The sequence below is a fragment of the Empedobacter sp. UBA7248 genome, from assembly GCF_002472945.1.
Taxonomy (GTDB): Bacteria; Bacteroidota; Bacteroidia; order Flavobacteriales; family Weeksellaceae; genus Empedobacter; species Empedobacter falsenii_C.
Window position 1 is genome coordinate 530,887 of the sequence record NZ_DKSU01000008.1, and the last position, 26,786, is coordinate 557,672.

General features: G+C 33.3%; 22 protein-coding genes and 1 tRNA gene. 9 read left to right on the plus strand and 14 right to left on the minus strand.

The genetic code is table 11. From position 1 onward, the window contains the following. Positions 1-35: 35 nt before the first annotated feature. The 4 genes from B4A23_RS09510 to B4A23_RS09525 form a co-directional block, all read right to left on the minus strand. Positions 36-992, minus strand: coding sequence for an electron transfer flavoprotein subunit alpha/FixB family protein (locus B4A23_RS09510; protein ID WP_286500094.1), 957 nt, complete (start codon positions 990-992; stop codon positions 36-38). Positions 993-1,018: 26 nt separating this feature from the next. Beyond that, entirely contained in the window at positions 1,019-1,765 is a 747-nt protein-coding gene (locus B4A23_RS09515) for an electron transfer flavoprotein subunit beta/FixA family protein (protein ID WP_286500093.1), read from the minus strand. A gap of 68 nt (positions 1,766-1,833) precedes the next feature. Further along, complete coding sequence (gene tatC / locus B4A23_RS09520) at positions 1,834-2,667, minus strand: twin-arginine translocase subunit TatC (RefSeq protein ID WP_286500091.1); 834 nt, start codon at positions 2,665-2,667, stop codon at positions 1,834-1,836. Positions 2,668-2,671: 4 nt separating this feature from the next. After that, positions 2,672-3,637, minus strand: coding sequence for a KpsF/GutQ family sugar-phosphate isomerase (locus tag B4A23_RS09525; protein WP_291119331.1), 966 nt, complete (start codon positions 3,635-3,637; stop codon positions 2,672-2,674). A gap of 164 nt (positions 3,638-3,801) precedes the next feature. Here B4A23_RS09525 and recQ point away from each other — a divergent pair, with 164 nt between their 5' ends. The 5 genes from recQ to B4A23_RS09550 all read left to right on the plus strand — a co-directional run bounded on the left by recQ (position 3,802) and on the right by B4A23_RS09550 (position 9,648). Continuing rightward, positions 3,802-6,003: a DNA helicase RecQ gene (gene recQ / locus B4A23_RS09530; RefSeq protein ID WP_291119334.1), complete on the plus strand. Its 2,202-nt coding sequence runs from the start codon at positions 3,802-3,804 to the stop codon at positions 6,001-6,003. Positions 6,004-6,069: 66 nt separating this feature from the next. Next, positions 6,070-7,605 carry a 2,3-bisphosphoglycerate-independent phosphoglycerate mutase gene (gene gpmI / locus B4A23_RS09535; protein ID WP_291119337.1) on the plus strand — a complete coding sequence of 512 codons (1,536 nt, stop codon included), beginning with the start codon at positions 6,070-6,072 and terminating at the stop codon, positions 7,603-7,605. A gap of 28 nt (positions 7,606-7,633) precedes the next feature. Further along, entirely contained in the window at positions 7,634-8,056 is a 423-nt protein-coding gene (locus B4A23_RS09540) for a BT0820 family HAD-type phosphatase (RefSeq protein WP_280045217.1), read from the plus strand. Continuing rightward, entirely contained in the window at positions 8,053-8,862 is an 810-nt protein-coding gene (map, locus tag B4A23_RS09545) for a type I methionyl aminopeptidase (RefSeq protein ID WP_038332603.1), read from the plus strand. The genes B4A23_RS09540 and map overlap by 4 nt, the downstream gene beginning before the upstream one ends. Positions 8,863-8,871: 9 nt before the next feature. Further along, a complete protein-coding gene (locus B4A23_RS09550; RefSeq protein ID WP_286482579.1) occupies positions 8,872-9,648 on the plus strand; it encodes a class I SAM-dependent methyltransferase in 777 nt (258 codons plus the stop codon). 36 nt (positions 9,649-9,684) lie between these two features. Here B4A23_RS09550 and B4A23_RS09555 read toward each other — a convergent pair whose 3' ends face one another. The 4 genes from B4A23_RS09555 to B4A23_RS09570 form a co-directional block, all read right to left on the minus strand. Beyond that, positions 9,685-10,725 carry a hypothetical protein gene (locus B4A23_RS09555; protein WP_291119341.1) on the minus strand — a complete coding sequence of 347 codons (1,041 nt, stop codon included), beginning with the start codon at positions 10,723-10,725 and terminating at the stop codon, positions 9,685-9,687. A gap of 6 nt (positions 10,726-10,731) precedes the next feature. Further along, positions 10,732-11,766: a hypothetical protein gene (locus B4A23_RS09560; RefSeq protein ID WP_291119344.1), complete on the minus strand. Its 1,035-nt coding sequence runs from the start codon at positions 11,764-11,766 to the stop codon at positions 10,732-10,734. Between the two features lie 138 nt (positions 11,767-11,904). Further along, the gene (gene polA / locus B4A23_RS09565) at positions 11,905-14,736 is read right to left on the minus strand and encodes a DNA polymerase I (protein WP_291119347.1); all 2,832 of its coding nucleotides are present in this window, start codon (positions 14,734-14,736) and stop codon (positions 11,905-11,907) included. Positions 14,737-14,831: 95 nt separating this feature from the next. Continuing rightward, positions 14,832-15,164, minus strand: a complete 333-nt coding sequence (locus B4A23_RS09570; protein WP_180905218.1) for a 2Fe-2S iron-sulfur cluster-binding protein — start codon at positions 15,162-15,164, stop codon at positions 14,832-14,834. A gap of 142 nt (positions 15,165-15,306) precedes the next feature. Here B4A23_RS09570 and B4A23_RS09575 point away from each other — a divergent pair, with 142 nt between their 5' ends. Together B4A23_RS09575 and B4A23_RS09580 are read left to right on the plus strand one after the other, a co-directional pair. Beyond that, on the plus strand, positions 15,307-16,098 hold the full coding sequence (locus B4A23_RS09575) for a TIGR00266 family protein (protein ID WP_291119350.1): 792 nt from the start codon (positions 15,307-15,309) through the stop codon (positions 16,096-16,098). Positions 16,099-16,207: 109 nt separating this feature from the next. Next, positions 16,208-17,653: a DUF5723 family protein gene (locus B4A23_RS09580; RefSeq protein ID WP_291119353.1), complete on the plus strand. Its 1,446-nt coding sequence runs from the start codon at positions 16,208-16,210 to the stop codon at positions 17,651-17,653. A gap of 56 nt (positions 17,654-17,709) precedes the next feature. Here the strand turns inward: B4A23_RS09580 and B4A23_RS09585 are convergent, their stop codons facing one another. The 3 genes from B4A23_RS09585 to B4A23_RS09595 all read right to left on the minus strand — a co-directional run bounded on the left by B4A23_RS09585 (position 17,710) and on the right by B4A23_RS09595 (position 23,281). Beyond that, complete coding sequence (locus B4A23_RS09585; RefSeq protein WP_291119356.1) at positions 17,710-21,582, minus strand: TIM-barrel domain-containing protein; 3,873 nt, start codon at positions 21,580-21,582, stop codon at positions 17,710-17,712. Positions 21,583-21,718: 136 nt separating this feature from the next. Continuing rightward, positions 21,719-22,771, minus strand: a complete 1,053-nt coding sequence (locus B4A23_RS09590; protein ID WP_291119359.1) for an NAD(P)/FAD-dependent oxidoreductase — start codon at positions 22,769-22,771, stop codon at positions 21,719-21,721. Positions 22,772-22,930: 159 nt separating this feature from the next. Then, positions 22,931-23,281 carry a winged helix-turn-helix transcriptional regulator gene (locus B4A23_RS09595; protein ID WP_180905222.1) on the minus strand — a complete coding sequence of 117 codons (351 nt, stop codon included), beginning with the start codon at positions 23,279-23,281 and terminating at the stop codon, positions 22,931-22,933. Positions 23,282-23,377: 96 nt separating this feature from the next. Between B4A23_RS09595 and B4A23_RS09600 the strand changes: the two genes are divergently transcribed. Continuing rightward, positions 23,378-23,692 carry an antibiotic biosynthesis monooxygenase gene (locus B4A23_RS09600; protein WP_291119362.1) on the plus strand — a complete coding sequence of 105 codons (315 nt, stop codon included), beginning with the start codon at positions 23,378-23,380 and terminating at the stop codon, positions 23,690-23,692. Positions 23,693-23,733: 41 nt separating this feature from the next. Here the strand turns inward: B4A23_RS09600 and B4A23_RS09605 are convergent. Both B4A23_RS09605 and B4A23_RS09610 read right to left on the minus strand, forming a co-directional pair. Continuing rightward, positions 23,734-23,807 (minus strand) — tRNA-Met (locus B4A23_RS09605). 203 nt (positions 23,808-24,010) lie between these two features. Further along, positions 24,011-25,192 carry a pyridoxal phosphate-dependent aminotransferase gene (locus B4A23_RS09610; RefSeq protein WP_291119365.1) on the minus strand — a complete coding sequence of 394 codons (1,182 nt, stop codon included), beginning with the start codon at positions 25,190-25,192 and terminating at the stop codon, positions 24,011-24,013. A 112-nt stretch (positions 25,193-25,304) separates the two neighbouring features. Here B4A23_RS09610 and tpx point away from each other — a divergent pair, with 112 nt between their 5' ends. Further along, the gene (gene tpx / locus B4A23_RS09615) at positions 25,305-25,805 is read left to right on the plus strand and encodes a thiol peroxidase (protein ID WP_221854500.1); all 501 of its coding nucleotides are present in this window, start codon (positions 25,305-25,307) and stop codon (positions 25,803-25,805) included. A 76-nt stretch (positions 25,806-25,881) separates the two neighbouring features. Here tpx and B4A23_RS09620 read toward each other — a convergent pair whose 3' ends face one another. Beyond that, a complete protein-coding gene (locus B4A23_RS09620; RefSeq protein ID WP_219034882.1) occupies positions 25,882-26,772 on the minus strand; it encodes a 3-hydroxyacyl-CoA dehydrogenase family protein in 891 nt (296 codons plus the stop codon). Positions 26,773-26,786 lie beyond the last annotated feature (14 nt).

The window sequence follows — 26,786 nt, forward strand, 5'->3', positions numbered from 1 at the left end:
AAATGATTCGGATTGAATTTATAATCTTAAAATGATTAAGCTTGACCTTTATATTTTTTTAACTCTTCAGTTAATTTAGGAACAATCTCAAAAGCATCTCCTACGATTCCGTAATCTGCTGCTTTGAAGAAAGGCGCTTCTGGATCATTGTTGATGACAACAATTGTTTTAGATCCGTTAACTCCAGCTAAGTGCTGAATAGCTCCTGAAATACCAACTGCGATATACAAATTTGGCGCAATTGCTTTTCCTGTTTGTCCTACGTGCTCAGCATGAGGTCTCCAACCGATATCAGCAACTGGTTTAGATGACGCTGTAGCAGCTCCTAAAACTTTTGCTAAATCTTCGATCATTCCCCAGTTTTCTGGACCTTTCATTCCACGACCTGCAGAAACAACAATATCCGCTTCTTTCAAATCGATTTTATCAGAAGAAGCCATTTCTGTTGAAACAACTTTTACTTTAGCATCTGCATCAGAAACTGATACTGAAGCTGATTCTTCTGAACCTGAAACTACATTTTCTTTTGCTCCGAATGCGTTTTGTAAAACTGTAACTACAACTTTTCCTGAAACTGCAACAGTTTCTACTCCTTTCCCTGAGAATGCTTTACGTGCAACTGTGAATGGAGAAACTGCTGTTGGAGCTTTTTCTACATTTGTTACTAAAGATGCTCCTGTTTTGTATGCTAAAACTGGTGCTATAGTCGCTCCTTCGTTTGTTGATGGTAAAACTACAACATCTCCTTGAGCAACTTCAGCCAAAGCTTTTGCGTAAGAATTTGCATCAAATTTTGCTAAAGCCGCATTCTCAACTTTAACTACTTTAGATGCTCCATATTTATATAATTCGTCAGCAGCAGCATTTCCAAAAACGATTGCTGTAACAGTATCTCCAGCAACATCAGCTGTAGCTTTTGCATAAGAAACTGCTTCTAATCCTGCTTTTTTATATTTTCCGTCGTGTGACTCTGCGTATACAAAAATTGCCATTTTTTAATTTCTTTTTAGGTGAATAATTAGATTACTTTAGCTTCTTCGTGTAATAATCTTACCAATTCTGCTACATTGTCTTTGTCGATTAATGTTACATTACCTCTTTCAGCAGGTTTTACATAACCAACAACTTCAACTTTAGTTTCTGTCGCTTCTGGTGCTACAACTGCGATTTGTTTTGTACGCGCTTGCATAATTCCACGCATGTTAGGAATTCTTAATGCAGCTTCGTCAACCAATCCTTTTTGTCCTGCGATAACAGCTGGTAAAGCAACTTCTACAGTTTCTTTTCCTCCGTCAATTTCGCGAACAGCTTTTGCAGAAGAACCTTCTACATCAAGACCGATACATCCGTTTACAAAACCATAATCTAAAATTGCTGCAACTAATCCTGGTACAGAACCTCCGTTGTAATCAATTGATTCTTTTCCTGTCAATACTAAATCGAAACCACCATCTTTAGCAGCTTTTGCGATTTGTGTAGCAACAAAGAAATCATCACGAGCATCAGCATCAATACGAATTCCATCATTCGCACCAATTGCTAAAGCTTTACGCATAACTGGATCTACAGTTGCATCTCCAACAGTTAAAATTGTAACAGTAGCGCCTTGTTTTTCTTGTAACTCTACTGCTTTGTTTAAACTAAATTCGTCGTGCGGGTTAATAACGAACTGAACGCCATTTTTGTCAAATGATTTTCCGTCAGCTGTGAAGTTGATTTTTGCTGTAGTATCTGGTACACTACTAATACAAACTAATATCTTCATAATTTTGTGTTTACTTTTTCTTTTATGTAAAAATAACTAATTTATTTTATTATGCAAGCATAACATTGTTAATTCTTTACTAAGTCGTTACTTTTCGCTTTCAATTGTTTTTTATAAACTGAATTTGAAACCAATACACTTAGTTCGTACAATAACCAAAGAGGAATTGTAACTAAAATCATACTGTACACATCGTTTGGTGTAATCGCAGCTGCAATCACTAATACAACGATAAATGCGTGTTTACGGTATTCTTTCAAGAATTTTGGTGTTAAGATTCCAATACTCGTTAAAAAGTAAACGAAAACTGGCATCAAAAACATGACTCCCATCGATAATAATAATTGAACAAATAAATCGATATAACTTGGCAATGTCCATGTATTTCCTACACCAAAAGGATCGTAAGTAAATAAGAATTGCGTACACAATGGCAGCAACATGTAGTAACTAAATAGTACTCCTGTCACAAAGAAAAAAGAAACAGCAAAGATGGTAAATCCTGCATATTTTCGTTCAGCTTCTTTCAGTGCTGGTTTTACAAATCGCCAAATTTCAAAAATAATATAAGGAATTGCGATAATTACGCCACACACAATTACTGCAAAAAACTGTGAAGTAATTTGTCCTGATGGATTAAGGTTGGTCAATTCTTTCGAAATGTCAAATGATTCGGTATAAATTTTTCCGAAACCTGTTAATTCACCAAATTGATTAAAAATATCAAACGTAGGAAAAGTTGATTTTAATGGAGCCATAATTACATGTTCCACCAATTCGTCCCAATAAATAGCGACTACAATAGATGTAATCACAATTGATAAAATAGAACGAACCAAATGTCCTCTCAACTCACCAATATGAGCCAAAAATGACATACTCGATTTTGTATTATCTGCCATACGCTTATTCGATTCCTTCGTTTAAAATTGAGTGAATATCCAAAATTCCATAATAATGATTTTCTTCATCAACCACCACCAATTGTCCAATACTGTTGTGACGAAGAATCGCTAAAGCTTCTCTTGCTTTTTCAGTTTTTTGAATTGTTTTCGGATTCATTGAAGCAATATCTTTCGCTGTTAAATGTGCAAAAGTTTCATTATTTAATAACATTCGGCGCAAATCTCCGTCTGTTATCACACCAACAATTTTATCATGATCAATCACAACTGTAATTCCATGACGACCTGATGTTAATGAATTAATGACTTCTGTAATCGAAGAATCTGGATGTACAAAAGGTTTTCTTTCTGGATCAACAATATTTTCTACTGTCCACAATAATCGTTTTCCTAATGCTCCACCTGGATGATATTTTGCAAAATCGTTTTGTGTAAACGCTCTCAATTTCATCAAAGCAACTGCCAAAGCATCACCCATTACCAATTGAGCCGTTGTAGAAGTTGTTGGTGCCAAATTTACTGGACAAGCTTCTTTATCAATATTAACATCCAAAACAATATCTGAATTTTTTGCTAATTCTGATTTCAAATTTGATGTCAATCCAATCAAAACCGAAGCATATCGTTTAAGAATCGGAGCCAAGTAAGTAATCTCTGGCGTATTTCCACTTTTCGAGATGCAAATCACTACATCTTCTGGTCTTACAAGACCCAAATCGCCATGAATGGCTTCCGTCGCATGCAAAAATTGACTTGGAGTTCCGGTAGAATTTAACGTTGCTACAATTTTATTTGCAATATGTGCACTCTTTCCTACTCCAACAACTACCAACTTTCCTTTCGTGTTATATATCGCATTTACCGCATCAACAAAAGACTCGCTAATACGAGAAGCTATTGCTTCCAGCGCTTGAATTTCTTCTCGAAAAACACCTTGCGCTATTTGTATTAATTCTGAATTTCCCACAATAAAATTTCTATTGTCTATTTTTAAAATTTTTCGTACTTTTACTCTCCTTTTTTATTTACACTCAATTATATATAAATCATATAAAATTTATGTGTATATTTAAGAGTTATCAAATATAGGAACTATTTAATTTATAATATTAATTTTAGTCTTTTGTGTAGATGGAAGCCACTTCGAAAAACTTAACATCTTACCTAAAAAAATATTTTGGTTTCGACCAATTTAAAGGACAGCAGCACGAAATCATTACAAGCTTACTAAATAAAGAAGATGTATTTGTTTTGATGCCAACTGGAGGAGGTAAGTCTTTATGTTATCAATTACCGGCATTAATGTCAGATGGAGTTGCGATTATTGTATCCCCTTTAATCGCGCTGATGAAGAATCAAGTAGACGCTATACGTGGAATTTCTGAAAATGATGGAATTGCCCACGTATTAAACTCATCTTTAAATAAGTCAGAAACAAAAACAGTTATGACAGATATTAAAGATGGAGTAACTAAAATGTTGTACGTTGCGCCCGAATCTTTGACAAAAGAAGAATACATCGATTTTTTTAAATCGGTGAAAATTTCTTTTTTTGCGATTGATGAAGCGCACTGTATTTCTGAATGGGGACACGATTTTCGACCAGAATATCGTAATCTAAAAGCGATTATCAACAAAATTGGTGATGCGCCAATTATTGCTTTAACAGCAACAGCAACACCAAAAGTACAAGAAGATATTCAGAAAACTTTGGGAATGCAAAGCGCCAAAGTTTTTAAAGATTCTTTTAATCGTACGAATTTATTTTACGAAATCCGTCCAAAGGTTGATCAAGACAAACAAATCATCAAATTTATCAAACAAAACGATGGTAAATCTGGTGTCATTTATTGCTTGAGTCGTAAAAAAGTTGAAGAAATTACCCAACTTTTACAAGTAAACGGAATCAACGCTATTCCTTACCATGCAGGTTTAGACGCCAAAACACGTAGTAAACATCAAGATATGTTTTTGATGGAAGATGCTAGTGTCGTGGTCGCTACAATTGCTTTCGGAATGGGAATTGACAAGCCAGATGTACGTTTTGTGATGCATTACGATATGCCAAAATCGTTAGAAAGTTATTACCAAGAAACTGGTCGTGCAGGTCGCGACGGCGGTGAAGGTATTTGTATTGCTTTCTATGATTATAAAGATATCGAAAAGTTAGAAAAATTCTTAGCAAGTAAACCTGTTGCAGAACGCGAGGTTGGAATGCAATTACTTTCTGAGGTTGTGGCGTATGCAGAAACTTCGATGTCGCGTCGTAAATTTTTGTTGCATTATTTTGGAGAAGAATTTGACGACAAAAACGGTGAAGGTGCAAATATGGACGACAATATGCGCAATCCTAAAAAAATGATTGAGGCAAAAGATGATGCCGTAATTGCATTAAATGTTGTTCAGAAAACAAATCAAAAATTAAAATTAAATGATCTTGTAAACGTTATCGTTGGTAAAGAAACTTCGATTACAAAATCATATAATTTGAGCTCTGAAGATTTCTTTGGAATTGGAAAAGCGAAAGAAGATTATTATTGGAAATCTATTTTACGTCAATTAATTGTTCGTAATTTATTAGAGAAAGAAATCGAATCGTATGGTGTTTTAAAAATTACCAAAGCAGGAAAAGATTTCATCAGCAAACCAACTTCTTTTGAAATTGCCGAAGATATTGATTTCAAAAAATTATTATCAGAAGGTAGCTTCGACAAAGAAGAAACGTCTTCTGCTCCTATTGCTTTTGATGATGTTTTATTGAAACAATTGAAAGATTTACGTAAAAAAATCTCTAAAAAACATCAAATTCCACCTTTTGCAGTTTTCCAAGATTCGAGTTTAGATGATATGACAATGCAATATCCAACAACTGTTAAGGAGTTAACAAATGTGTTTGGAGTTGGAGAAGGAAAAGCTCAGAAATTCGGGAAAGAATTTGTAGATTTTATTGCGCAATATGTAAAAGACAACGACATTATTCGCCCTGAAGATATGGTGATTAAACAAGTTGCGGACAAATCGAGTCACAAAGTTTATATCATTCAATCGACAGATAGAAAGTTAAATCTTGAAGATGTTGCGGAAGCAAAAAATATGACGATGAGCGATTTGCTTTCAGAAATGGAAAGTATCGTTTATCAAGGAACAAAATTGAATATCAATTATTACATTGACGAAGTTTTGGACGAAGACCAACAAGAGGAAATTTATGAATTCTTGATGGACTCAGATTCTGACTCAATGTCATCATTGTTAGATGAATTTGGTGACGATTATGATGAAGAAGAATTACGTTTGATGCGTATCAAATTCATCAGTGAAGTCGCAAATTAAACCATACAAAAAATAAACTTTCAGCCCAAGGAATGCTTATCTTTGGGCTTAATTATTACAAGAAAAATGAACAATAAAGCAATATTAATGATTTTGGACGGATGGGGAATTGGACCAAACCCTGCTGTTTCTGCAATCGCGCAAGCAAATACACCTTTTATAGATAGCTGTTTCAAAAAATTTCCACATTCTACATTGGATACGTTTGGTTTAGCCGTTGGTTTACCAGAAGGACAAATGGGGAATTCGGAAGTTGGACACATGAATTTGGGTGCTGGACGTGTGGTTTTCCAAAACTTAGTTCGAATCAATATGGCAGTTGAAAACGGAACGTTACAAAACGAACCAATCTTAAAAGATGCTTTTCAATATGCTTTAGAGAATAACAAAAAAGTACATTTCATCGGTTTAGTTTCTGATGGTGGTGTACACTCGCATATCAATCATTTGAAAGGTTTGTTAGATGCAGCAAATCAATCAGGTTTACAACAAAATGTTTTTGTACATGCTTTCACTGATGGTCGCGATACTGATCCGAAATCTGGTGAAGAATTTATCACAGAATTGATGAATCACATGTCAAAATCAACAGGAGAAATTGCTTCGATAACTGGTCGTTATTATGCAATGGATCGTGATAAACGTTGGGAACGTGTGAAATTAGCGTACGATGCAATGGTAAATGCAGTTGGTGAAACAACAACAAATCCATTAGAAGCAATTCGTGCATCTTATAATGAAGGCGTGACAGATGAATTCATCAAACCGATTATTGTAACGGATGAAAATGGTCAACCAAAAGCTAAAATCGAGAATGATGATGTCGTGATTTGTTTCAATTTTAGAACTGATCGTGGACGTGAGATCACAGAAGTTTTAACACAACATGATTATCCAGAATTTGGAATGCATAAATTAAATCTAAAATATATCACATTGACAGAATATGATGCTACATATACTGGAGTTGCGGTAATTTTTGATGAGAAAAACATTGTGAATACATTAGGAGAAGTTATTGCAAATGCTGGTCGTAAACAAATTCGTATTGCTGAAACTGAAAAATATCCGCACGTAACATTTTTCTTCAATGGTGGTCGCGAAGAACCTTTCGTTGGTGAATCTCGTATTTTATGTGCTTCGCCAAGAGATGTTGCGACTTATGATTTGAAACCAGAAATGGCGGCTTATGATATTACAACTGCAATTGTTCCTGAAATTGAAAAAGAATCAGCTGATTTTATTTGTTTAAATTTCGCAAACACGGATATGGTTGGTCATACAGGTGTAATGTCTGCGGCGATAAAAGCTGCTGAAGTGGTAGATTCTTGTGCAGAAAAAATTGTAAATGCGGCTTTAGAACATAGTTACAATGTGGTGATTTTGGCCGATCACGGAAATTCAGATTTTATGATGAATGAAGACGGATCTCCGAATACGCAACATACAACGAATCCTGTTCCATTTATTTTGGCTCAGAAAGATATTGAATGGAATGTTGAGCATGGTAAACTTGGAGATATTGCGCCAACTATCTTAACTTTGATGGGAATTGAAATTCCAACCGAAATGACTGGAAATATTATTGTTCAAAAAAAATAACCTAAATAACTTTAAAATACTTACAAATATGATTAATAAAATTATTGCTGTTGACTTTGACGGAACTGTAGTAGATGATAAATATCCAGAAATTGGAAAAGCTAAAATCTTCGCTTTCGAAACATTAAAACAATTACAAAACGACGGATATCGCCTTACTTTATGGACTTATCGTAGTGGTAAATATTTAGACGAAGCAGTTGAGTTTTGTAAACAAAACGGTATTGAGTTTTATGCCATCAACAATAGTTTTGACGGAGAGGATTTTGACAAAAATACACAAAGTCGAAAAATAAATGCCGATATCTTTATCGACGACAGAAATTTAGGAGGTTTCCCAGGTTGGAGTGACGTTTATCAAATCATTACAAAAAAGATTGAATTAAGTGTTCACGCAAATGGGCAAAAGGCTCCTGAGAAGAAAAAGAAAAGAGGATTTTTCGGATTATGATACATTTAAAAAGTAAAGAAGAATTAGAACTAATGTACCTAAGTGCTCAATTGGTTTCAAAAACCTTGGGTATGTTAGCCAAAGAAGTAGTGCCTGGTGTTACAACCAATCATTTAGATAAATTAGGAGGTGAATTTATTCGCGACAATGGTGGATATCCAGCATTTTTAGGAATGTATGATTTCCCTAAAAACCTTTGTATTTCGCCAAATCAACAAGTTGTTCATGGAATTCCAAACGACGAACCACTTAACGAAGGAGATATTGTTTCGGTAGATTGTGGTGTTTATATGAATGATTTTTACGGAGATCACGCTTATACATTTGCAGTTGGTGAAGTAGATGCTGAAACCGAAAAATTATTACGCATTACGAAAGAATCGATGTTCAAAGGAATTGAACAAATGAAAAAAGGTAATCGCGTAGGTGATATTGGTTTTGCAATTCAACAATACTGTGAAAAAGAAGGTTACGGAATCGTTCGTGAATTAGTTGGACACGGATTAGGTCGTAAAATGCACGAAGAACCACAAGTTCCGAATTATGGGCGTCGTGGATCTGGTAAAAAAATTGAAGAAGGAATGGTGTTAGCCATCGAACCAATGGTAAATATGGGGACTGAAAAAGTTTTCTTTCATCCAGATGGTTGGACGGTTACAACGCGTGACGATAAATATTCGGCTCACTTCGAACATGATGTTTGTGTGGTAGATGGCGAACCAAAATTATTGTCAACTTATCAGTTTATTTACGATGCGTTAGGTATCGAATCTGATGAAGAAAAACCATTTTTATTCAAACCCTAAAAAACTTTTGTGAAAAAGCTTTTAAAAAAAATCATGAATATTCTACCTCGTCCATTGTTGATTCAAGGTAGTTATATCGTTCGTCCAGTTTTAGTTTGGTTTATGAAAGGTAATCGTTTTGTAGATCCAATTGATGGACAAGGTTATTACAGTTTGTTGCCTTATGGTTACGAAAAACAGCGTGATAATGTACTTTCTCCCGGAACTTTTTCATTAGAAAGACATCGTTTGATGTGGTTATACCTAAAAAATGAAACGTCTTTTTTTACCGAAAAAGCAAAAGTTTTGCACATTGCGCCAGAGCAATCTTTTATCAAGCGTTTTCGTGCGATGAAGAACTTAGAATACATCACAAGTGATATCGAATCGCCTTTGGCAGATGTAAAAGCTGATATTTGCGATTTACCTTTTGGTGATGATACATTTGACATCATTTTTTGTAATCACGTTTTGGAACATATTCCTGACGATCACAAAGCTATGAGCGAGTTATTTCGTGTTATGAAACCTGGAGGTTGGGGAATTTTGCAAGTTCCAATTTCATATCAACGAGATGTGACGTACGAAGATCCAACGGTTACAACAAAAGAAGAACGTAAAGAAAAATTTGGACAATATGATCACGTTCGTGTTTATGGTTTAGATTATTACAAACGTTTGGAAGACGTAGGTTTTATCGTCGAAAAAGTAGATTACACAAAACAAATCCCTTCGGAAGATGTTCAAAAATATTGCTTAGAAAAAGGTGAAATTTTACCTGTGGTTCGCAAACCAAAAGCTGAATAAAATATAAAATCCAAGAATTAATTTTCTTGGATTTTTTTATTTAAAGCTTCTACGAATATCCATTTTCTCATTCACCGATTTATTAAATTCAGCGAAAGGTTGCGTACTGAAATCTTTAACTTCAAGAATTACTTTTACGTCATTTGTATGCTGACTTTTGTCTGCTTCTAAATAAGTCGTATTCCATTTTCTATAACTTTCTTTTAAAATCCATTTGTTTTGATAAGGTCTGTATTTATAAACCACTTCATTGAAATTCATCATCGTTCCTTCCTCTTCATTATATCGATTCTCTTGCGTTACTTTATGCTCAACAATTGCAAAAGTTACTTTATCAATCAAAAAACTATTTGTAACATTCATTCCAGAATTTTTAAACTCAACATCATACATATATCTATCGGCATACTTCGAGATTAAAACTTTCTCCTGATCATATACTTTTCCTAAAAGTTTTAACTGCATATCTTTTATAAGTCTCAAAAGTGAAATATCATTGAAATAATGCATCATCCTATAACTCGCCTTTTGATGTACCCCTTCTCCAATAATTCGTTTATTTATTAGGTTATTAGAATGTATTTTCACTTGATCTTTTTTGAATCTAAACTGTAAATCAGCATCAAATAAATCTCTATTCACTGAATCTATAACAGCATCAAGCGTAAAATTCACTTTATAAAAATGTTGTTCGGTATTAAAATTCTTGTCATAATTATCAATCACTTTCTGCAAAATATCTTCTGCTTTTAGGTTTGTAATGAACGCTTCTTTCAGTCCTACTTCCGAAACTTTTTCAAGTTTAATATTGAGTTCAGATTTCAAATCCGAAACTTTCAAAACGGCATCTTGATAATCTTTTTTCGAAACAATTAATTCATCTGTTTGCAAAACATTACTCAAATCAATAATCGCTTTTCCTTGCTGATCCGAAACAAAATTCTTTGTCGAATTCTTGAAATAAATATCTGCATCATCCAAAGGTAAATTAGTTGCAAAATCGGTAACTTTTAAATTCACAATTTGCGCATTTACCGAAATAGCAAAAAGTATAAATAAGTAAAATAGTTTTTTCATCATTGGTTATTTAAAGCTTCTACGAATATCCATTTTCTCGTTTACCGATTTGTTGAATTCTGGGAAAGGTTTTAGACTATAATCATTCACAATGATACTAAAATTCATATCCAAATCTGTTTTTTCATCATCTTTTTCATAAGTCGTGTTCCAAATTGCAGACGTTTCTTTCAACACCCAATTTCCATTGTGTGGTCGATATTTATAAACAACTTTTGCATCACGTAAAAAATTATTCGGAGAAACTTCTTTAACACGATTATAAGATATAAAAGAAAATTCTACCACAGCAAATGACTTTTTATCAATAGTTAGATAATAATCCGTTGAATTTGTTTTTAAATGAATTTCATAAACAAAAGAATCTGCATATTTTGTCATCGTTAAATCAATTTCTAAAAATGACTTCTCTTTTAATTTCTCCACAATTGACTGAAGATAAACATCTTTTAAATAAATACTTTTCAAATACCAAACTAAACTTATATGTGTACTTTGCTCGCGTCCACTTTTTATTTCGTTGTTTACAATTCCTTTCGACTTAATTTTCAAATCTCCACGTTTAAATTTGAATTGTAAATCGGCATCAATAAAATCCCTTTCATTTTTATTAAATAAAAAATCTTGCTGAAAGTTCACTAAGAAATAATATTGTTCAACATTGAAATTCTTATCATAATTATCAATCACTTTCTGCAAAATATCTTCTGCTTTTAAATTCGTAACAAAAGCTTCTTTCAGTTCAACTTCGGATACTTTTTCGAGTTTGATACTGAGTTCAGATTTTAAATCCGAAACTTTCAAAATGGCATCTTGATAATCTTTTTTCGAAACAATTAATTCATCCGTTTGCAAAACATTACTCAAATCAATAATCGCTTTTCCTTGCTGATCCGAAACAAAATTCTTTGTCGAATTCTTGAAATAAATATCCGCATCATCCAATGGCAAATTATCCGAAAAATCTGTGATTTTTAAATTCACAATTTGCGCATTCACCGAAATAGCAAAAAAGATAAATAAGTAAAATAGTTTTTTCATATAGTTTTAAAATGATTTACGATAAAGATATATTTTAAAACTGTTAAGAATTTGTGAATCATGAAGTTTTAAATATATTTTAACAAAAAAACGCCACTCTTCGAGTGGCGTTTATAAAATATTGTAATAGTTAAAATTTTAGTGTGCTTCTAACCAATTTGCTCCTACTCCGACTTCTGCAATTAACGGAACATCCATTTGCATTGCCGCTTCCATAGTCGATTTGATTAATTCAGAAACTTTTTCTACCTCATCTTTTGGAGCATCAAAAATTAACTCATCATGTACTTGCAAAATCATTTTGGTTTGATAATTTTTCTTCAATTCTTTCTGAATTTGAATCATTGCCATTTTAACGATATCTGCCGCAGTTCCCTGTATTGGCGCATTCACTGCATTTCGCTCTGCATGCGAACGAACAACTGCATTTCTCGAATTAATATCTTTCAAATAACGACGACGCCCCATCAACGTTTCTACAAAACCTTGATCACGAGCGATCTCAACTTGTTTTTCGATATATGCTTTCAACGTTGGATACGTTTCGTAATAGGCATCAATCAATGCTTTGGCTTCTTTACGCGAAATATTCGCCTGATCTGCTAAACCAAAAGCCGAAACACCATAAATAATTCCGAAATTCACCGTTTTTGCCTGACTTCTTTGTTCACGCGTCACCTCATCCAACGCAACATTGAAAACTTTTGCTGCCGTAGAAGCGTGAATATCTTCTCCATGTTTGAAAGCTTCTACCATTGCAGGATCTTGTGACATTTGCGCAATCAAACGTAATTCAATTTGTGAATAATCGGCAGAAATAATCACATGATTTTCATCTCGCGCAACAAAGGCTTTACGAATCTGCTGTCCAGCTTCCGAACGAATCGGAATGTTTTGCAAATTCGGATTTACAGATGACAAACGTCCCGTTGCAGCAACCGTTTGCGCATATGTTGTATGCACACGACCAGTTTTTGGATTAACTAATTCTGGCAATGCATCAATATAAGTCGATTTTAATTTTTGTAATTGGCGATACTCTAAAATATCATTGATAATTGGATGTTTATCTTTCAGTTTTGATAAAACTTCTTCTCCTGTTGCGTATTGTCCAGTTTTGGTTTTCTTTGCTTTTGGATCTAATTGTAATTTATCAAACAAGATTTCTCCCAATTGTTTTGGCGAATTAAGGTTAAATTCTTCGCCTGCATCTTCCTGAATTTTTGCTTCTAATTCTCTTAATTTCGCTTCGTGTTTTACCGAAAGTTCTTTCAAAAACGGAACATCCAAATTAACTCCTTCCAATTCCATATCAGCTAAAACCTGCATCAATGGCATTTCAAGATCAGTGAATAATTTGTGTGTATTTGCTTTGATTAATTCTGGTTCGAAAAGATTTTTCAATTGATTTGTAACATCAGAATCTTCTACGCCATATTCGGTTTGCTCCATTAACGGAACATCACGGAAATTCTTTTGATTTTTTCCTTTTTTCCCAATCAAACTTTCGATTGAAACGGGTTGATAACTCAAATATGTTTCTGATAATACATCCATATTGTGACGCATATCTGGATTAATCAAATAATGCGCAATCATCGTATCAAAATTTTGACCTAGAACAACAATGTCATATTTGTTTAAAACTTTGATATCATATTTTAAATTTTGACCAATTTTCGAAATTGATTCATCTTCAAAAAATGGTTTAAACTCGTTGATAATTGTTTTTGTTTCTTCGAAATCTGTTGAAAAAGGCACATAATATCCTTTTCCTTTTTCCCAAGAAAATGAAATTCCAACCAATTCAGCTTCTAAAGCGTCCAAAGAAGTTGTTTCCGTATCAAACGTCACTTCTTTTTGTTTTAGAATATTTCGTAATAAAATTTCACGACCTTTTTTTGTATCGATTAATTGATACAAATGATTCGTTGTTGAAATATCTGTAAACGCAGAATTTTGAGGAATAATCTCTTCATCTGACGTAAAATCAAACAAAGATTGCTGAGCTGATTGTGAAGAATTTTCTTGACTCGCAATTGAAATTTCTTCTTGCGCTTCTTTAATAATTCCAGAAGCATCCAAACCATAAATTCTGTAAACCGTTTCTAACATTCTACGGAACTCTAACTCCGTGAAAAGTTCAGTAACTTTTTCAATATCTGGTGGACAAACCGTCAAATCTTCTTCATCAAATTCAACTGGCGCATCTGTAATAATTGTAGCTAATTTTTTCGAAAGAATTCCAAGCTCTTTATTCTCTTCAATCTTTTCTTTGGCTTTTCCTTTTAACTTATCTGTATTCGCTAAAAGTCCTTCCATCGAACCAAATTCTTTCAGATATTTACTCGCCGTTTTCGCTCCAACACCTGGTAAACCTGGAATATTATCGACAGCGTCACCCATCATTCCAAGATAATCAATCACTTGAATTGGATCATCGATCTCAAATTTTTCTTTGACTTCTTCAATCCCCCAAATCTCAACACCTTTTCCGTTTGCAGCAGGACGATACATCTTAATTTTGTCCGTTACCAATTGCGCAAAATCCTTATCAGGCGTTACCATATAGGTTGTATAACCAGCTTTTTCGGCTTTTTGAGCCAAAGTTCCAATCACATCATCTGCTTCATAACCTTCGGCAAAAAGCACTGGAATTTTTAACGCGCGTAAAATATCTTGAATATACGGAACACCTTGACGAATCGCTTCTGGCGTTTCATCACGATTTGCTTTATATTCAGGAAAATCCACCGTACGAACTGTTGCTTGACCAACATCAAAAACAACTGCTAAATGCGTTGGTTGTTCACGGCGAATAACATCAAACAAGGAATTTGTGAATCCCATAATTGCCGATGTATTGAAACCTTTTGAGTTGATTCGTGGATTTTTGATAAATGCATAATATCCTCTAAAAATTAAGGCATAGGCATCTAACAAAAAAAGTCTTTTATCTAATTGATTCATTTAATAAGTTTTAAGTATTACGCTAAACGTTACGCTAAACGATAATAAAAAAATTGTAACGTAGAACTAATAACGCACCACGTAAAACTAAAAATTTAATATTCTGGCGCTAATTCAACAACCAATCCATCCATTTCATCCGAAAGATGTAACTGACAACCTAAACGAGAATTATCTTTCACATTAAAAGCCTCTGCTAACATTGCATCTTCATCAGGTGTCATTTCTGGTAATTGAATTTCTGGTGTCAATACATAACATTGACAAGAGGCACACATCGCCATTCCACCACAAATACCAATGGTTCCTTCTGGTGCTAATTCGTATGCACGCACAAGCTCCATAATATTCATATTCATATCAGTAGGTGCGTCAACTTCGTGCGAAACACCTTCTCTATCTATAATTGTAATTTTAATATCTGCCATAATACTTTTTCAAGTTACACAAAAATACGGATTGTTTACTTTCAAAAAAAGAATATGCCTCATTGGTTCATATTTAATACTAATTTTAAATAAGAACTGTTACGAATCATGAATTTTGTCTACTAATTGGTAAAATTAAAAAATGAATGCACACGAAATAGATTATAAAATTTACGGCGAAGAAATGCAATTTGTCGAAATTGAATTAGATCCACAAGAAACTGTTGTAGCAGAAGCAGGAAGTTTTATGATGATGGATGATGGTATAAAAATGGAAACGATTTTTGGCGATGGTTCTCAACAAACAGGTGGACTTTTCGGAAAATTATTAAATGCTGGAAAACGAATGTTAACTGGTGAAGGTTTGTTTATGACTTCGTACACAAATTACGGACAAGGAAAAAAGAAAGCTTCTTTTGCTGCGCCATATCCAGGAAAAATTGTTCCGATTGATTTACCAGAAGTAAATGGAAAATTTATTTGTCAGAAAGATGCTTTTCTTTGTGCTGCAAAAGGAGTTTCGGTTGGAATTGAATTTAATCGAAAGTTAGGAACTGGACTTTTTGGAGGAGAAGGTTTCATTATGCAAAAATTAGAAGGCGACGGAATGGCATTCATTCATGCTGGCGGAACATTGCATCGTCGAGTTTTACAAGCTGGCGAAGTCTTAAAAGTTGATACAGGTTGTATTGTTGGTTTCGAAGAATCTGTTCATTACGACATCGAATTTATAGGCGGAATTAAAAATACATTTTTCGGAGGAGAAGGTGTTTTCTTTGCTACTTTGAGAGGTCCAGGAGTTGTGTATATTCAGTCTTTACCTTTTAGTCGATTGGCTGATCGCATTATTGCTCATGCACCTTCTGCAGGCGGTTCTTCACAAGGTGAAGGTTCTATTTTAGGAGGTTTAGGAAGATTAATTGATGGCGATTAAAATTTAATTTTATAAAAAAGAGTTTCAAATTGAAACTCTTTTATTTTTATACGGAAAACCGTAATTTATTTCGATTGATTTTTCTTATTTTTAATAAAAATTTCATCATTTGAAAAGACTTCTATTAACCGTTATTTTTTGTTCAGGATTTACTTTTGGACAAAATATTTTATCTTTTAGTAATGATCAATATAGCGGGATTAACGGTAGTGTTTTTTCTCCGACAACTTCATATTTTAACCCGAACAAATGGGATGTTAATATTATTTCTGAGGATATTTTATTCAGAAATGATTACGCTTACATATCCGATCAAAACGTATTAGGTTTAATAAAAGGTGAAACAAAATCAGCAAATATAAAAGCTGGAATAAGAGGTGAAACGCATTCTAATATATTAGATTTCGCAACTAGAAATACGATTTCTTATCATTTGGAAAATGATCTTATGGGACCTTCCGTTTCTTTTAAAAAGAAAATTAATAATCAAACTTATCGTCTTGGAATTTTCACCCGACTTCGTACACAAGGTTCTATTAAAGATTTAGATAATTATTTTCGTTTTAGTAATCAGAATGAAATAGAACCAAAAAATTATATGTTTGAACCTACAAAGACAAATGCAATGAATTGGGCTGAATTAGGCTTAAATGTTGCGACAAATTTGTATACAACTAATACTTCTGAAGTTATTATTGGGGCAAATATTAAATATCTTATGGGTTTAGATGGCGCGTATATCAAGAGTAAAAACACGATAAAATTAGAAGCTGAACCAACTATAACAAGTACAATCGACAATCCTGATGCAAATATTTATGCGTCAAATTATGATATAAAAGCAGGATATTCTACCAATTATGATTTTGATCGAGATAAATATGTTTTACGAAATAGAGGAAATGGAGTTGGAATAGATTTAGGAATTTCTTTTGTGAACAGAAGAGCGAATGATGAATTATATGATTTCAAATTTTCGGCAAATTTATTAGATGTTGGATTAGTAAAATTCAGAGGCGATAACCATCATTTCTACAATCCTTCGCAAAGAGTTCAACTTCGTAATAATCCAAATTTAGATGGAGTTGAATTTGAAAGTGTTGATCAATATTTAGGACTTTTGAGCAAAGAAGTTTATGGTGATGAGACGAAATCTAAAACTGGAAATAATTTTTCGATCGGTTTACCAACAAGTTTACATCTTAATCTGAGTAAAAAAATTATTGAAAATCATTACTTAAATTTCAATTGGATGCAACGAATTCCAGTTTTCGAAAATAGTTTGAAACGTATAAATGTGTTACAAACTTCTTATACTATCCAAAAAGATGGATTTGGAATTGGCCCTTCCCTGTCTATCTATGATTATGAAAATGTAACATTTGGTGGATATGTAAGAATTGGCCCTCTAATTTTGGGCAGTGATAATGCAATTCCAATCGTTTTCAAACAGAAAAAATTAACTTCTGCGAACTTTTATTTTGGATTAAAATTTTACCCTTTTTGGGATAATGAAGCCAAAAGACGAAGTAGAGAACCTTGTGAATGTGAATAAAAAAACAAAAGCGACACTTTTTTAAGTGTCGCTTTTTACATTAGTAAAATCAAATCTTATTTAAACAATTGTTTAGAATTTAGATTTTTATCAACTAAATAACCATCGATTGGTTTCAAGTTGAATTTTATATTTTTCTTTGTTTTCAATTTGATTACAAATAAATCTACAGTTCCTTCTACGAAAGGTTTTTTACCAATATTTACAAAAGTTGGATACAACGATTTTGAACCGTTTGTATGTAAACGATCATTTGTCAAATTCTCCATTTCTTTCATATTAATTGGCTCAATACTTACAAATTCATAATCTGCTTGATTGTAAGGTAACGCAAAACTTAACGCATTTACAGATTTCAGACCTACTCCTTTTACTTTAATTTCAATTGTTTCGCCTTCCGAATAAGCTTGTTTTGCTGTTGAAATTGTGATGTTTCCATCTACTTTTTCAATCTTATCTTTGCTTACTCCTCCTCGCATACACACACCTACATTAGAAATATCAAACGCATCAATCAAGTTATTTTTGTTCACATCTCCTTTGCTCACATAACCTTCGAAATCACTATCACCTAAACGCAGTCCTGTATAATTTGTGTAAGAAGTCAAATCATTTGCATCAACCAATCTATCATTGTTGATATCACCTGGAATATAACTTTCTGAACCTGGAACTTTGAACACATACAACTCGCGACCAGAACCAAACCCGCCAACAGCATCATCAATCACAAACTTCACATAACGTGCAGTTGGTTGCTTATCGAACTTGAATTCTTTTACATCATCTGTATTTTTCCATTCAAATTTACCAGCTTCCGTCATGTCATCTTTACTCATTCCGCTATAAATAGTTCCTTTCAAGACATTTCCATTTCCTCCGCTAATTCTTGGTAAATATTGTAATTTATCCAATTGATTGACAGAATTCAGATCAATCATCAACTCAAATGGAATCGCTTTTTGTCCCCATTTCGTATGCCACATATTTCCTTCATCGTAATCAAATAATGCTTTGATTGTTTCTCCTGGTTGACTTTCTACAGATAATTCTCCGCTCAATCCACGAATTGCATACAACAATGGATCTGTTTTCGTAATGGCTTTCAAATTAACCCAATCAGAAACTCCATCTTTATTTACAGCTCTTACTTTAAACTCGTAAGGAGAATCAGCTTTCAAGTTTTCAAATAACAACGAGTTGTCTTTGATTGTTGAATATTTTCTGCCTTCAAATTCAATTTCGTAATAATCTGCATTATCAATTTTATTCCAACTTGGCGTCAATGTATAAGCTTTTCTATCTTTTTCTTCTACCTGAACTTGTTGAGGAACATTTAATTTTCCCGCATTTTTCAAGAATTCATTTGCAGGATTATATTCGTATCCAGAAAGATTAACAACAATTTGATTTGCTGAATTCGTTACATCAACTTTTTCAAGATTAATTCTTAAAACTGGATTTTTAATCATTTCAACTTTTGCAAACTCAGAATTTGCAGTCGAAAATTGATTCAAATTAGGTTTTGCATCATAGAAGAAAACATTCGATTTCGATTCTAGCTCTTTAATTGAATTTACTTCTGTTAATTTCACCTTTTTATTTCCAACTTTCACTTCTATTTTTGAAGGTTTTGAAGTTGTATTAATTCTAAATTCTGTCGATTTTTCTTTGACAAAATTTTTATACGATCCAACACTAGGCTGAACAATAATTTGAGCTTTATTTCCTACCAAATCTTGCGAAATCAATGTTGTTACACCTTCATTCGCTTTGTAAGCTTCTGTTGTTCCATCATCATCATATTCTGTAAATGTTGAATTTCCGTAAGGATAAATTTCATAAATACGATGATTTTGATTGATTTCGTGCACATTGTTATTCGGATTTGTCATCGGAATAATCGCTCCTCGTTTTACAAAAATTGGCAATTTCCAAAGCGGAGAATCAAAATTATTAATGATCTGATTTCCTTCAAATTGATAACCAGTTAAATAATCAACCCACAAACCTTCTGGCAAATAGATTCCATTTCGCAAATCATTTCCTTTCTCATCAGATTTAGTCGCTTGATAAATTGGGGCAATCAAAAAGTTTGAGCCATATAAATATTGATATTGTGTAGAAGTTCCTAATGTATATTCATTTGGATATTCTAAAAACATCGCACGAATTTGTGGTAAACCATCTACAGATTCTTTCGCAACCGAATATGCATAAGGCATCAATTCTGATTTCAATTTCAAGTAAAAACGATTAATCGAAGTTGCTGGTTCTCCCATTGCTTGCGGATATTTTTCGTTTCTACCCCAACCATCCATGTTCAATTGCATTGGCGTAAAGGTTTTCCATTGGAAATCTCTCACATTAACTGGAATATTTTTTCCACCAAAAATTCCATCTACATCTGATGTAATATTTGGTTGCCCAGACAAACCAGAACCGATATACGTTGGAATATGAAAACGAATGTATTCCCAAACGCCACCTGTTTGATCTCCTGACCAAATTGAAGCAAAACGCTGCGTACCAGCCCAACCATCAAGCGAAATAATGAACGGACGTGCCATATTTCCATAATAAGGCATAATATGACCAACATCTGCAACACCATTTAATCCGAAAGAATATCCGTATCCAACCCAAGCTACATCAGTCTTCAAAACACGAACACCTGCATCTCGTACTTCTTTTACAATATCTCTTTGCAACAATGCAGAAACACTATCTTTTGGATGCAAATCTGATTGTGTCCACAATCCTATTTCAACACCATTTTTGCGTGCATATTCTCCAAAAGATTTCAGATTCTGAATATTTCCGTCAAGTGTAGAAGTTTGTCCATACCCAGCTCCATAACCGTCATTAGGAAGAACCCAACCTAACGGCATATCATGTTTTTTGTAACGATCGACTACCGCGCGAGCAGAAAATTGGTAGTTATTTCCTAATTCGCCATTCAACGATTCTTTGATTCCGTTTGTATCTTTCTGACTTTCCTTGTATTTTTTTCCATCTTCGAAAAGAATTCCGTTTTCGTCTTCTTTCCAATAATCACGGTTATAAGCATTTAAATGACCTTGATAAAAACCAAATTTTGGTAACAAAACTGGATTTCCAGTTAATTGGTAAAAATCATTTAATAATGCTTTTGGCTGATTATTTAACATAAAGAAAACATCCAAATAATTTTCATCATGCGATAATTCAACTATACCTTTTTCCTTTGCTCCAAAATCGTACTTTCCTTTCTTGAACGTATACCACATCAAACCATAACCATTCGTCGACCAATAAAAAGGTGTTGGCGAAGCAACGCCACCATCTGTCCAACTATTTTGATTTTCGATTGAAATGATTTTTCCTTTATGTGAAAAACGTCCATTCTGAACTCCTCCTCCATAAAAATATTCTTGCGGATCTTCTTTCAAAAAGAATGAAACTGTTTTTTCTTCAAAATCAGCTGGTTTTACTTCTTGTACAACAACTCGATTTTCTTTTTTGTTGTAAATGGTAAATAATGAAGTGGCTTTGTTAATTGAAATTTCGATTTCATCTGTCGAAATTTTAATTTCTGAAGAAGTATCTTTTAAGTTTAAATTCTCAACCTTCTTTCTTGGCTGATTAACTAAAATTTGAGCTTCTGGCTTCGCTTGTGGATCACGAATAATTCCGCCATGAATATCTTTAAACAACCTAAAAATATTATTTCCATAGAAATCAAACGTTGTGCGTTGATTATCTTCATTAATAATTTCTATTGTTGTTGAATTGATTTGTTGCGCCTTAACATTTTTTTTTACAACCTGTTGTGTCGTTTGAATTTTTTTTGAAGTTTGCTGCGCATTGGTAAGCGTAAATAAAAATGGAAAAGTTAACGCTAAAATGATGCGTTTATCCTTTAACATTTTAAAGTAATTCTTTCTCATAAAAAATTTTTCTGTGTGAGTTTTCGATGAGACCTAAATTTAATAAGATGATTTTAATTGACGTTTATAAAAACACAAAAACCTTTTACGCAAAACGTAAAAGGTTTAAAAAATATTTCTATTTATTTTGTTAAAATTAGTCAATAGCTTTGACAACCGCTTTTTCAGCTTCTTTTCTTGTCCCGTCGAAACCATCAACACCAGAAACAGTTGTGTATTTCAAGACAAATTTTTTCCCAGGATTCATTCTATTGTAAACAGACTGACACATTAACGTTGCTTCATGAAAACCACATAAAATCAACTTTAATTTTCCTGGATACGTATTTACGTCACCAATTGCATAAATCCCTTCAATATTTGTTTGATAATCTAATGCATTATTTACTTTGATGGCATTTTTCTCTATTTCCAATCCCCAATTTGCAATAGGACCTAATTTTGGAGAAAGACCAAACAATGGAATAAAATAATCTGTTTCAAGTTCAAAAGTTTCTTCACCTTTTTCGATTACCAAACTTTCTACTTTTCCATCACCTTTGATTCCAGTAATTTCGGCTGGAGTAATTAAATTAATTTTTCCAGCTTTTTTCAACTCAATTACTTTATCAACAGAATCTAACGCTCCACGGAACTCATTTCTTCTGTGTACTAACGTAACTTCTGCAGCAACTTCTGTCAAGAAAATAGACCAATCCAAAGCAGAATCTCCACCACCAGCAATAACGATTTTTTTATCACGGAACAATTCAGGATTTTTTACAAAATACTCTACTCCGTTCTCTTCGTATGCTTCGATGTTTTCGATAATTGGTTTACGAGGCTCAAAAGATCCAAGACCTCCAGCAATCGCAATCGCTTTTCCTTGTACTTGCGTTCCTTTATTTGTTGTTACAATAAAAGTTCCGTCTTCTTGCTTATCAATTGTTGCAGCTTGTTCATTTAATGTAAAACCTGGCTCAAATTGTTTAATTTGCTCCATCAAATTATCAATCAATTCACCTGCACCTACAGAAGGATAACCAGGAATATCAAAAATTGGTTTTTTGGGATACAATTCTGTCAATTGCCCTCCAGGCTGAGGAAGAGCATCAATAATATGACATCTCATTTTTAATAAACCTGCTTCGAAAACGGCAAAAAGACCAGTTGGCCCAGCTCCGATTATAACTATATCTGTTTGAATCATTTTTTTGAATTTTATTTAGAACGTTACTAAATTGAATGCAAATTTAATGAATTTGAACAGATTAATCGATGATTATCATCAGAAGTCCAATAATATTTATTGATAATAAAAAAGATAGGATTGATATCAAGCTCATCAAAATTCATTCAACTTTTAAGCTTAATCTTTAATAATTAAATTTCGATGTTCAACTCCCCAGCTAGATAAAAGACTTATAACATTCGTTAATTTTTTTCCATGATCAGTCAACTTGTACTCAATTGTAATTGGTCTTGTACTTATAATTTCTCTGGTAACAAGTTTATTTATCTCTAACTCTTTTAGCTCTTTGCTCAACATTTTGTTAGATATTCCTTCAAGATCTTTTAATATTTCAGAAAATCTTCTTTTTTTATTGTAGCATATAGATGCCAAAACGGGTATTTTCCATTTCCCACTCAACACATACATCGCATCATTCACGGACTTTACATGAGAAAAACATTCGTCTTTTGAAAAAACTTTATCCATAAGTTACTTTGTTTACTTTTTGTTACTGTATATTATCTATACTTAGTTACAAAAATAAACAAGGATATTGTAGGTTTGCCGAAAAAGTAACAACAAATGGAGCAATTTACATTAATCATAAAATTTGAAACAGAAGAAAAAAACAAAGACAGATTTTTACAAGAATTGATCAATCTATTTCATCAACTTCACAAAAATGAAGAAAACTTTGTGAAAGCTAGCATTCATCAAAATGAACATAACAAAAATGAAATTCTAGTTTATGAAGTTTGGAAAAATATTTCTTTTGAAGATTTTATAACTATTCAATTAAAAAAGCAATACGCTTTAGAATGGGAAAAATTATTAGTTGAAATGGACATAAAAAGAGAACCAAAAGTATATTCTACTCTGGCTAATTTCAATTCATAAAAAAAAGACAAATTCAATAATGAATTTGTCTTTTGAAGTTGTAGCGAAGAGCAGAATCGAACTGCCGACCTCAGGGTTATGAATCCTGCGCTCTAACCATCTGAGCTACCTCGCCTTGTTTTTAGTGGTGCAAATATAAGAGGTTATTTTCGATTAAAACAAATCTTTTTTGAAATATTTTCAATAAAAAGTCGCTTAAATAGGCTAATCAATTGAATTTCATTAAAATTAAAATCACATTTTTTTGAAGAAAATATCATCCACAAAAAAATCCTCAAGCAAAACTTGAGGATTTTGATATTTTATCTGCTTTTCTACTTACGCTAAAGCATTTTTGATACGTGTCATTGCTTCTTTCAACTCTTCTACAGACGCAGCATAAGAAATACGAATACAATTTTTAGATCCGAAAGCCGAACCAGAAACAACCGCAACTTGCGCGTGCTCTAATAAATATAAAGCCAAATCATTTGCATTGTTAATTGTAACACCATTGTACGTATTTCCAAAAGTTGCCGTAACATCTGGGAATAAATAGAAAGCTCCTTTTGGTTCATTTACTTTGAACGTTGGAATTTCTCTTGCCCAACCTAACATCAATTCACGACGTTCTGCAAACGCATCAACCATGTATTGAACAGAACTTGGATCTGCTTCTAAAGCCGTAATTGCTGCACGTTGCGCAATAGATGTTGCTCCCGAAGTCACTTGCCCTTGTAATGTTTCGCATGCTTTTGCTAACCAAGCTGGCGCTCCAATGAAACCGATTCTCCAACCTGTCATCGCGAATGCTTTTGCTAAACCGTTAACTGTTACCGTTTGGTTATAAACTTCTGGGAAAGATGCTATCGAAACATTTTTTTCTCCATAAACAATGTGCTCATAAATTTCGTCCGAAATAATAATTACATCTGGATATTTTGCTAAAACCTCAGCCAAACCTTTCAATTCTTCTCTTGTGTAAACTGATCCTGATGGATTACAAGGAGATGAATAAATAATAGCGCGTGTTTTATCTGTAATTGCAGCCTCTAATTGTGCTGGTGTAATTTTGAAATCAGCTTCTAAAGTTCCTTCCACAAAAACTGGCGTTCCTCCTGATAATTCTACAATATCTGAATAAGAAACCCAATAAGGTGTTGGAATAATCACTTCTGTTCCTTCATCTACAATTGCTTGTAAAACATTATAAATAGATTGTTTTGCTCCTGTAGAAACAACAACTTGATTTGCTGTATATTCAATATTGTTATCACGTTTAAACTTCTTACAAATCGTTTCCTTCAAATCTGCATACCCTGCAATTGGAGGATATCCTGAATAATTATCGTCGATAGCTTTTTTAGCTGCCTCCTTAATAAAATCTGGTGTATTGAAATCTGGTTCTCCAATACTTAAACTAATCACATCGATTCCCTGTGATTTTAATTCTCTTGCTTTCGCAGACATTGCAATAGTTGCAGATGGTTTCAAATTCTGTAAACGCTTTGAAAGTTGCATAATATTTGTGTGTTATTTGTAATGTAACAATTTATTATTGCGAAGATACTTTTTTCTCCGTAGAATTTTGTTACTTTTAATCATTAAAAATCTAAGAATAAAATAAAAAATTATGGCTGAAATTACATTCAAAGGAAATCCTATTCATACAGGCGGAGATTTACCAACAGTTGGTGAAAAAGCCCCAAGTTTTGCTTTAACAGCAGGCGATTTAAGCGACAAAACATTGGCTGATTATGCTGGAAAAAATGTTGTTTTAAATATTTTTCCAAGTGTTGACACTGGTGTTTGTGCGCAATCTGTACGAACTTTCAACAAAGAAGTTTCTTCTGCTGCAAATACAGTTGTGTTATGTATTTCGAAAGATTTACCTTTCGCTTTATCTCGTTTTTGTGCTGCCGAAGGTTTGGATAATGTAGTGACTTTATCTGATTTCAAAAATGAAGAGTTTGCAAATGCTTATGGCGTAAAAATGGTTGATGGACCATTAAATGGATTATTTTCTCGCGCAGTTGTGGTGATTAATCCAAATGGAGAAGTTGCTTACACAGAGCAAGTTCCTGAAATTGGACAAGAACCAGATTACACACACGCTTTAGCAGCAATTAAGTAATCAAAATAGTTTTCAAAATAAAAAGCGTTACCCGAAAAGTAACGCTTTTTGTTTTGACTATTTTGTGTAAAATAAATTACTTTGCAAACTGAGCAGCTAATTTTTCTGCTTTCTTCGATTCAGAATAATCATAGAATCCTTCTCCAGATTTCACTCCTTTTTTACCTGCTGTTACCATGTTTACTAACAATGGACAAGGCGCGTATTTAGGATTTTTGAAACCATCGTACAATACTTCTAAGATTGATAAACAAACATCTAAACCAATAAAATCAGCTAATTGTAATGGTCCCATTGGATGAGCCATACCTAATTTCATTACTTCGTCAATTTCTTTTACGCCCGCAACACCTTCGTATAAAGAATAAATTGCTTCGTTAATCATTGGCATTAAAATACGATTGGCGATAAAACCAGGATAATCATTCACTTCAACTGGAACTTTCCCTAATTTTTCTGACATTTCCATAATCGCTTTCGTTACTTCGTCTGTTGTATCGTAACCACGAATAATTTCGACCAATTTCATCATCGGAACTGGATTCATAAAATGCATTCCAATCACTTGTTTTGGCCGACTTGTAACAGACGCAATTTTTGTAATCGAAATAGAAGAAGTATTTGACGCTAAAATTGCATTTGCAGGCGCAGCTTCATCAATTTGTTTGAAGATTTTCAATTTCAAATCTAAATTTTCTGTCGCAGCTTCTACAACTAAATCCGCATTTTTCACCGCTTCAGCAGTATCTGTAAATGTTGTAATATTATTTAAAGTTGCTGTTTTATCAGCTTCTGTAATTTTTTCTTTGGCGATCATGCGCTCCAAATTTCCAGCGATTGTTTTCAATCCACGCTCTAAACTATCTTGAGAAACGTCAACCAAATTCACTGTAAATCCTGATTGTGCGAAAACGTGAGCAATTCCGTTACCCATCGTTCCAGCTCCAATAACTGTAATGTTTTTCATCTTTTTGTATGTTT

What these genes read in the sequence shown, in the direction of transcription:
- B4A23_RS09510 (WP_286500094.1), bottom strand. Translation starts at nt 992, where the DNA reads ATGGCAATTTTTGTATACGCAGAGTCACACGACGGAAAATATAAAAAA.
- B4A23_RS09515 (WP_286500093.1), bottom strand. Translation starts at nt 1,765, where the DNA reads ATGAAGATATTAGTTTGTATTAGTAGTGTACCAGATACTACAGCAAAA.
- tatC (WP_286500091.1), bottom strand. Translation starts at nt 2,667, where the DNA reads ATGGCAGATAATACAAAATCGAGTATGTCATTTTTGGCTCATATTGGT.
- recQ (WP_291119334.1), top strand. Translation starts at nt 3,802, where the DNA reads ATGGAAGCCACTTCGAAAAACTTAACATCTTACCTAAAAAAATATTTT.
- gpmI (WP_291119337.1), top strand. Translation starts at nt 6,070, where the DNA reads ATGAACAATAAAGCAATATTAATGATTTTGGACGGATGGGGAATTGGA.
- B4A23_RS09540 (WP_280045217.1), top strand. Translation starts at nt 7,634, where the DNA reads ATGATTAATAAAATTATTGCTGTTGACTTTGACGGAACTGTAGTAGAT.
- map (WP_038332603.1), top strand. Translation starts at nt 8,053, where the DNA reads ATGATACATTTAAAAAGTAAAGAAGAATTAGAACTAATGTACCTAAGT.
- B4A23_RS09555 (WP_291119341.1), bottom strand. Translation starts at nt 10,725, where the DNA reads ATGAAAAAACTATTTTACTTATTTATACTTTTTGCTATTTCGGTAAAT.
- B4A23_RS09560 (WP_291119344.1), bottom strand. Translation starts at nt 11,766, where the DNA reads ATGAAAAAACTATTTTACTTATTTATCTTTTTTGCTATTTCGGTGAAT.
- polA (WP_291119347.1), bottom strand. Translation starts at nt 14,736, where the DNA reads ATGAATCAATTAGATAAAAGACTTTTTTTGTTAGATGCCTATGCCTTA.
- B4A23_RS09570 (WP_180905218.1), bottom strand. Translation starts at nt 15,164, where the DNA reads ATGGCAGATATTAAAATTACAATTATAGATAGAGAAGGTGTTTCGCAC.
- B4A23_RS09575 (WP_291119350.1), top strand. Translation starts at nt 15,307, where the DNA reads ATGAATGCACACGAAATAGATTATAAAATTTACGGCGAAGAAATGCAA.
- B4A23_RS09585 (WP_291119356.1), bottom strand. Translation starts at nt 21,582, where the DNA reads ATGAGAAAGAATTACTTTAAAATGTTAAAGGATAAACGCATCATTTTA.
- B4A23_RS09590 (WP_291119359.1), bottom strand. Translation starts at nt 22,771, where the DNA reads ATGATTCAAACAGATATAGTTATAATCGGAGCTGGGCCAACTGGTCTT.
- B4A23_RS09595 (WP_180905222.1), bottom strand. Translation starts at nt 23,281, where the DNA reads ATGGATAAAGTTTTTTCAAAAGACGAATGTTTTTCTCATGTAAAGTCC.
- B4A23_RS09600 (WP_291119362.1), top strand. Translation starts at nt 23,378, where the DNA reads ATGGAGCAATTTACATTAATCATAAAATTTGAAACAGAAGAAAAAAAC.
- B4A23_RS09610 (WP_291119365.1), bottom strand. Translation starts at nt 25,192, where the DNA reads ATGCAACTTTCAAAGCGTTTACAGAATTTGAAACCATCTGCAACTATT.
- tpx (WP_221854500.1), top strand. Translation starts at nt 25,305, where the DNA reads ATGGCTGAAATTACATTCAAAGGAAATCCTATTCATACAGGCGGAGAT.
- B4A23_RS09620 (WP_219034882.1), bottom strand. Translation starts at nt 26,772, where the DNA reads ATGAAAAACATTACAGTTATTGGAGCTGGAACGATGGGTAACGGAATT.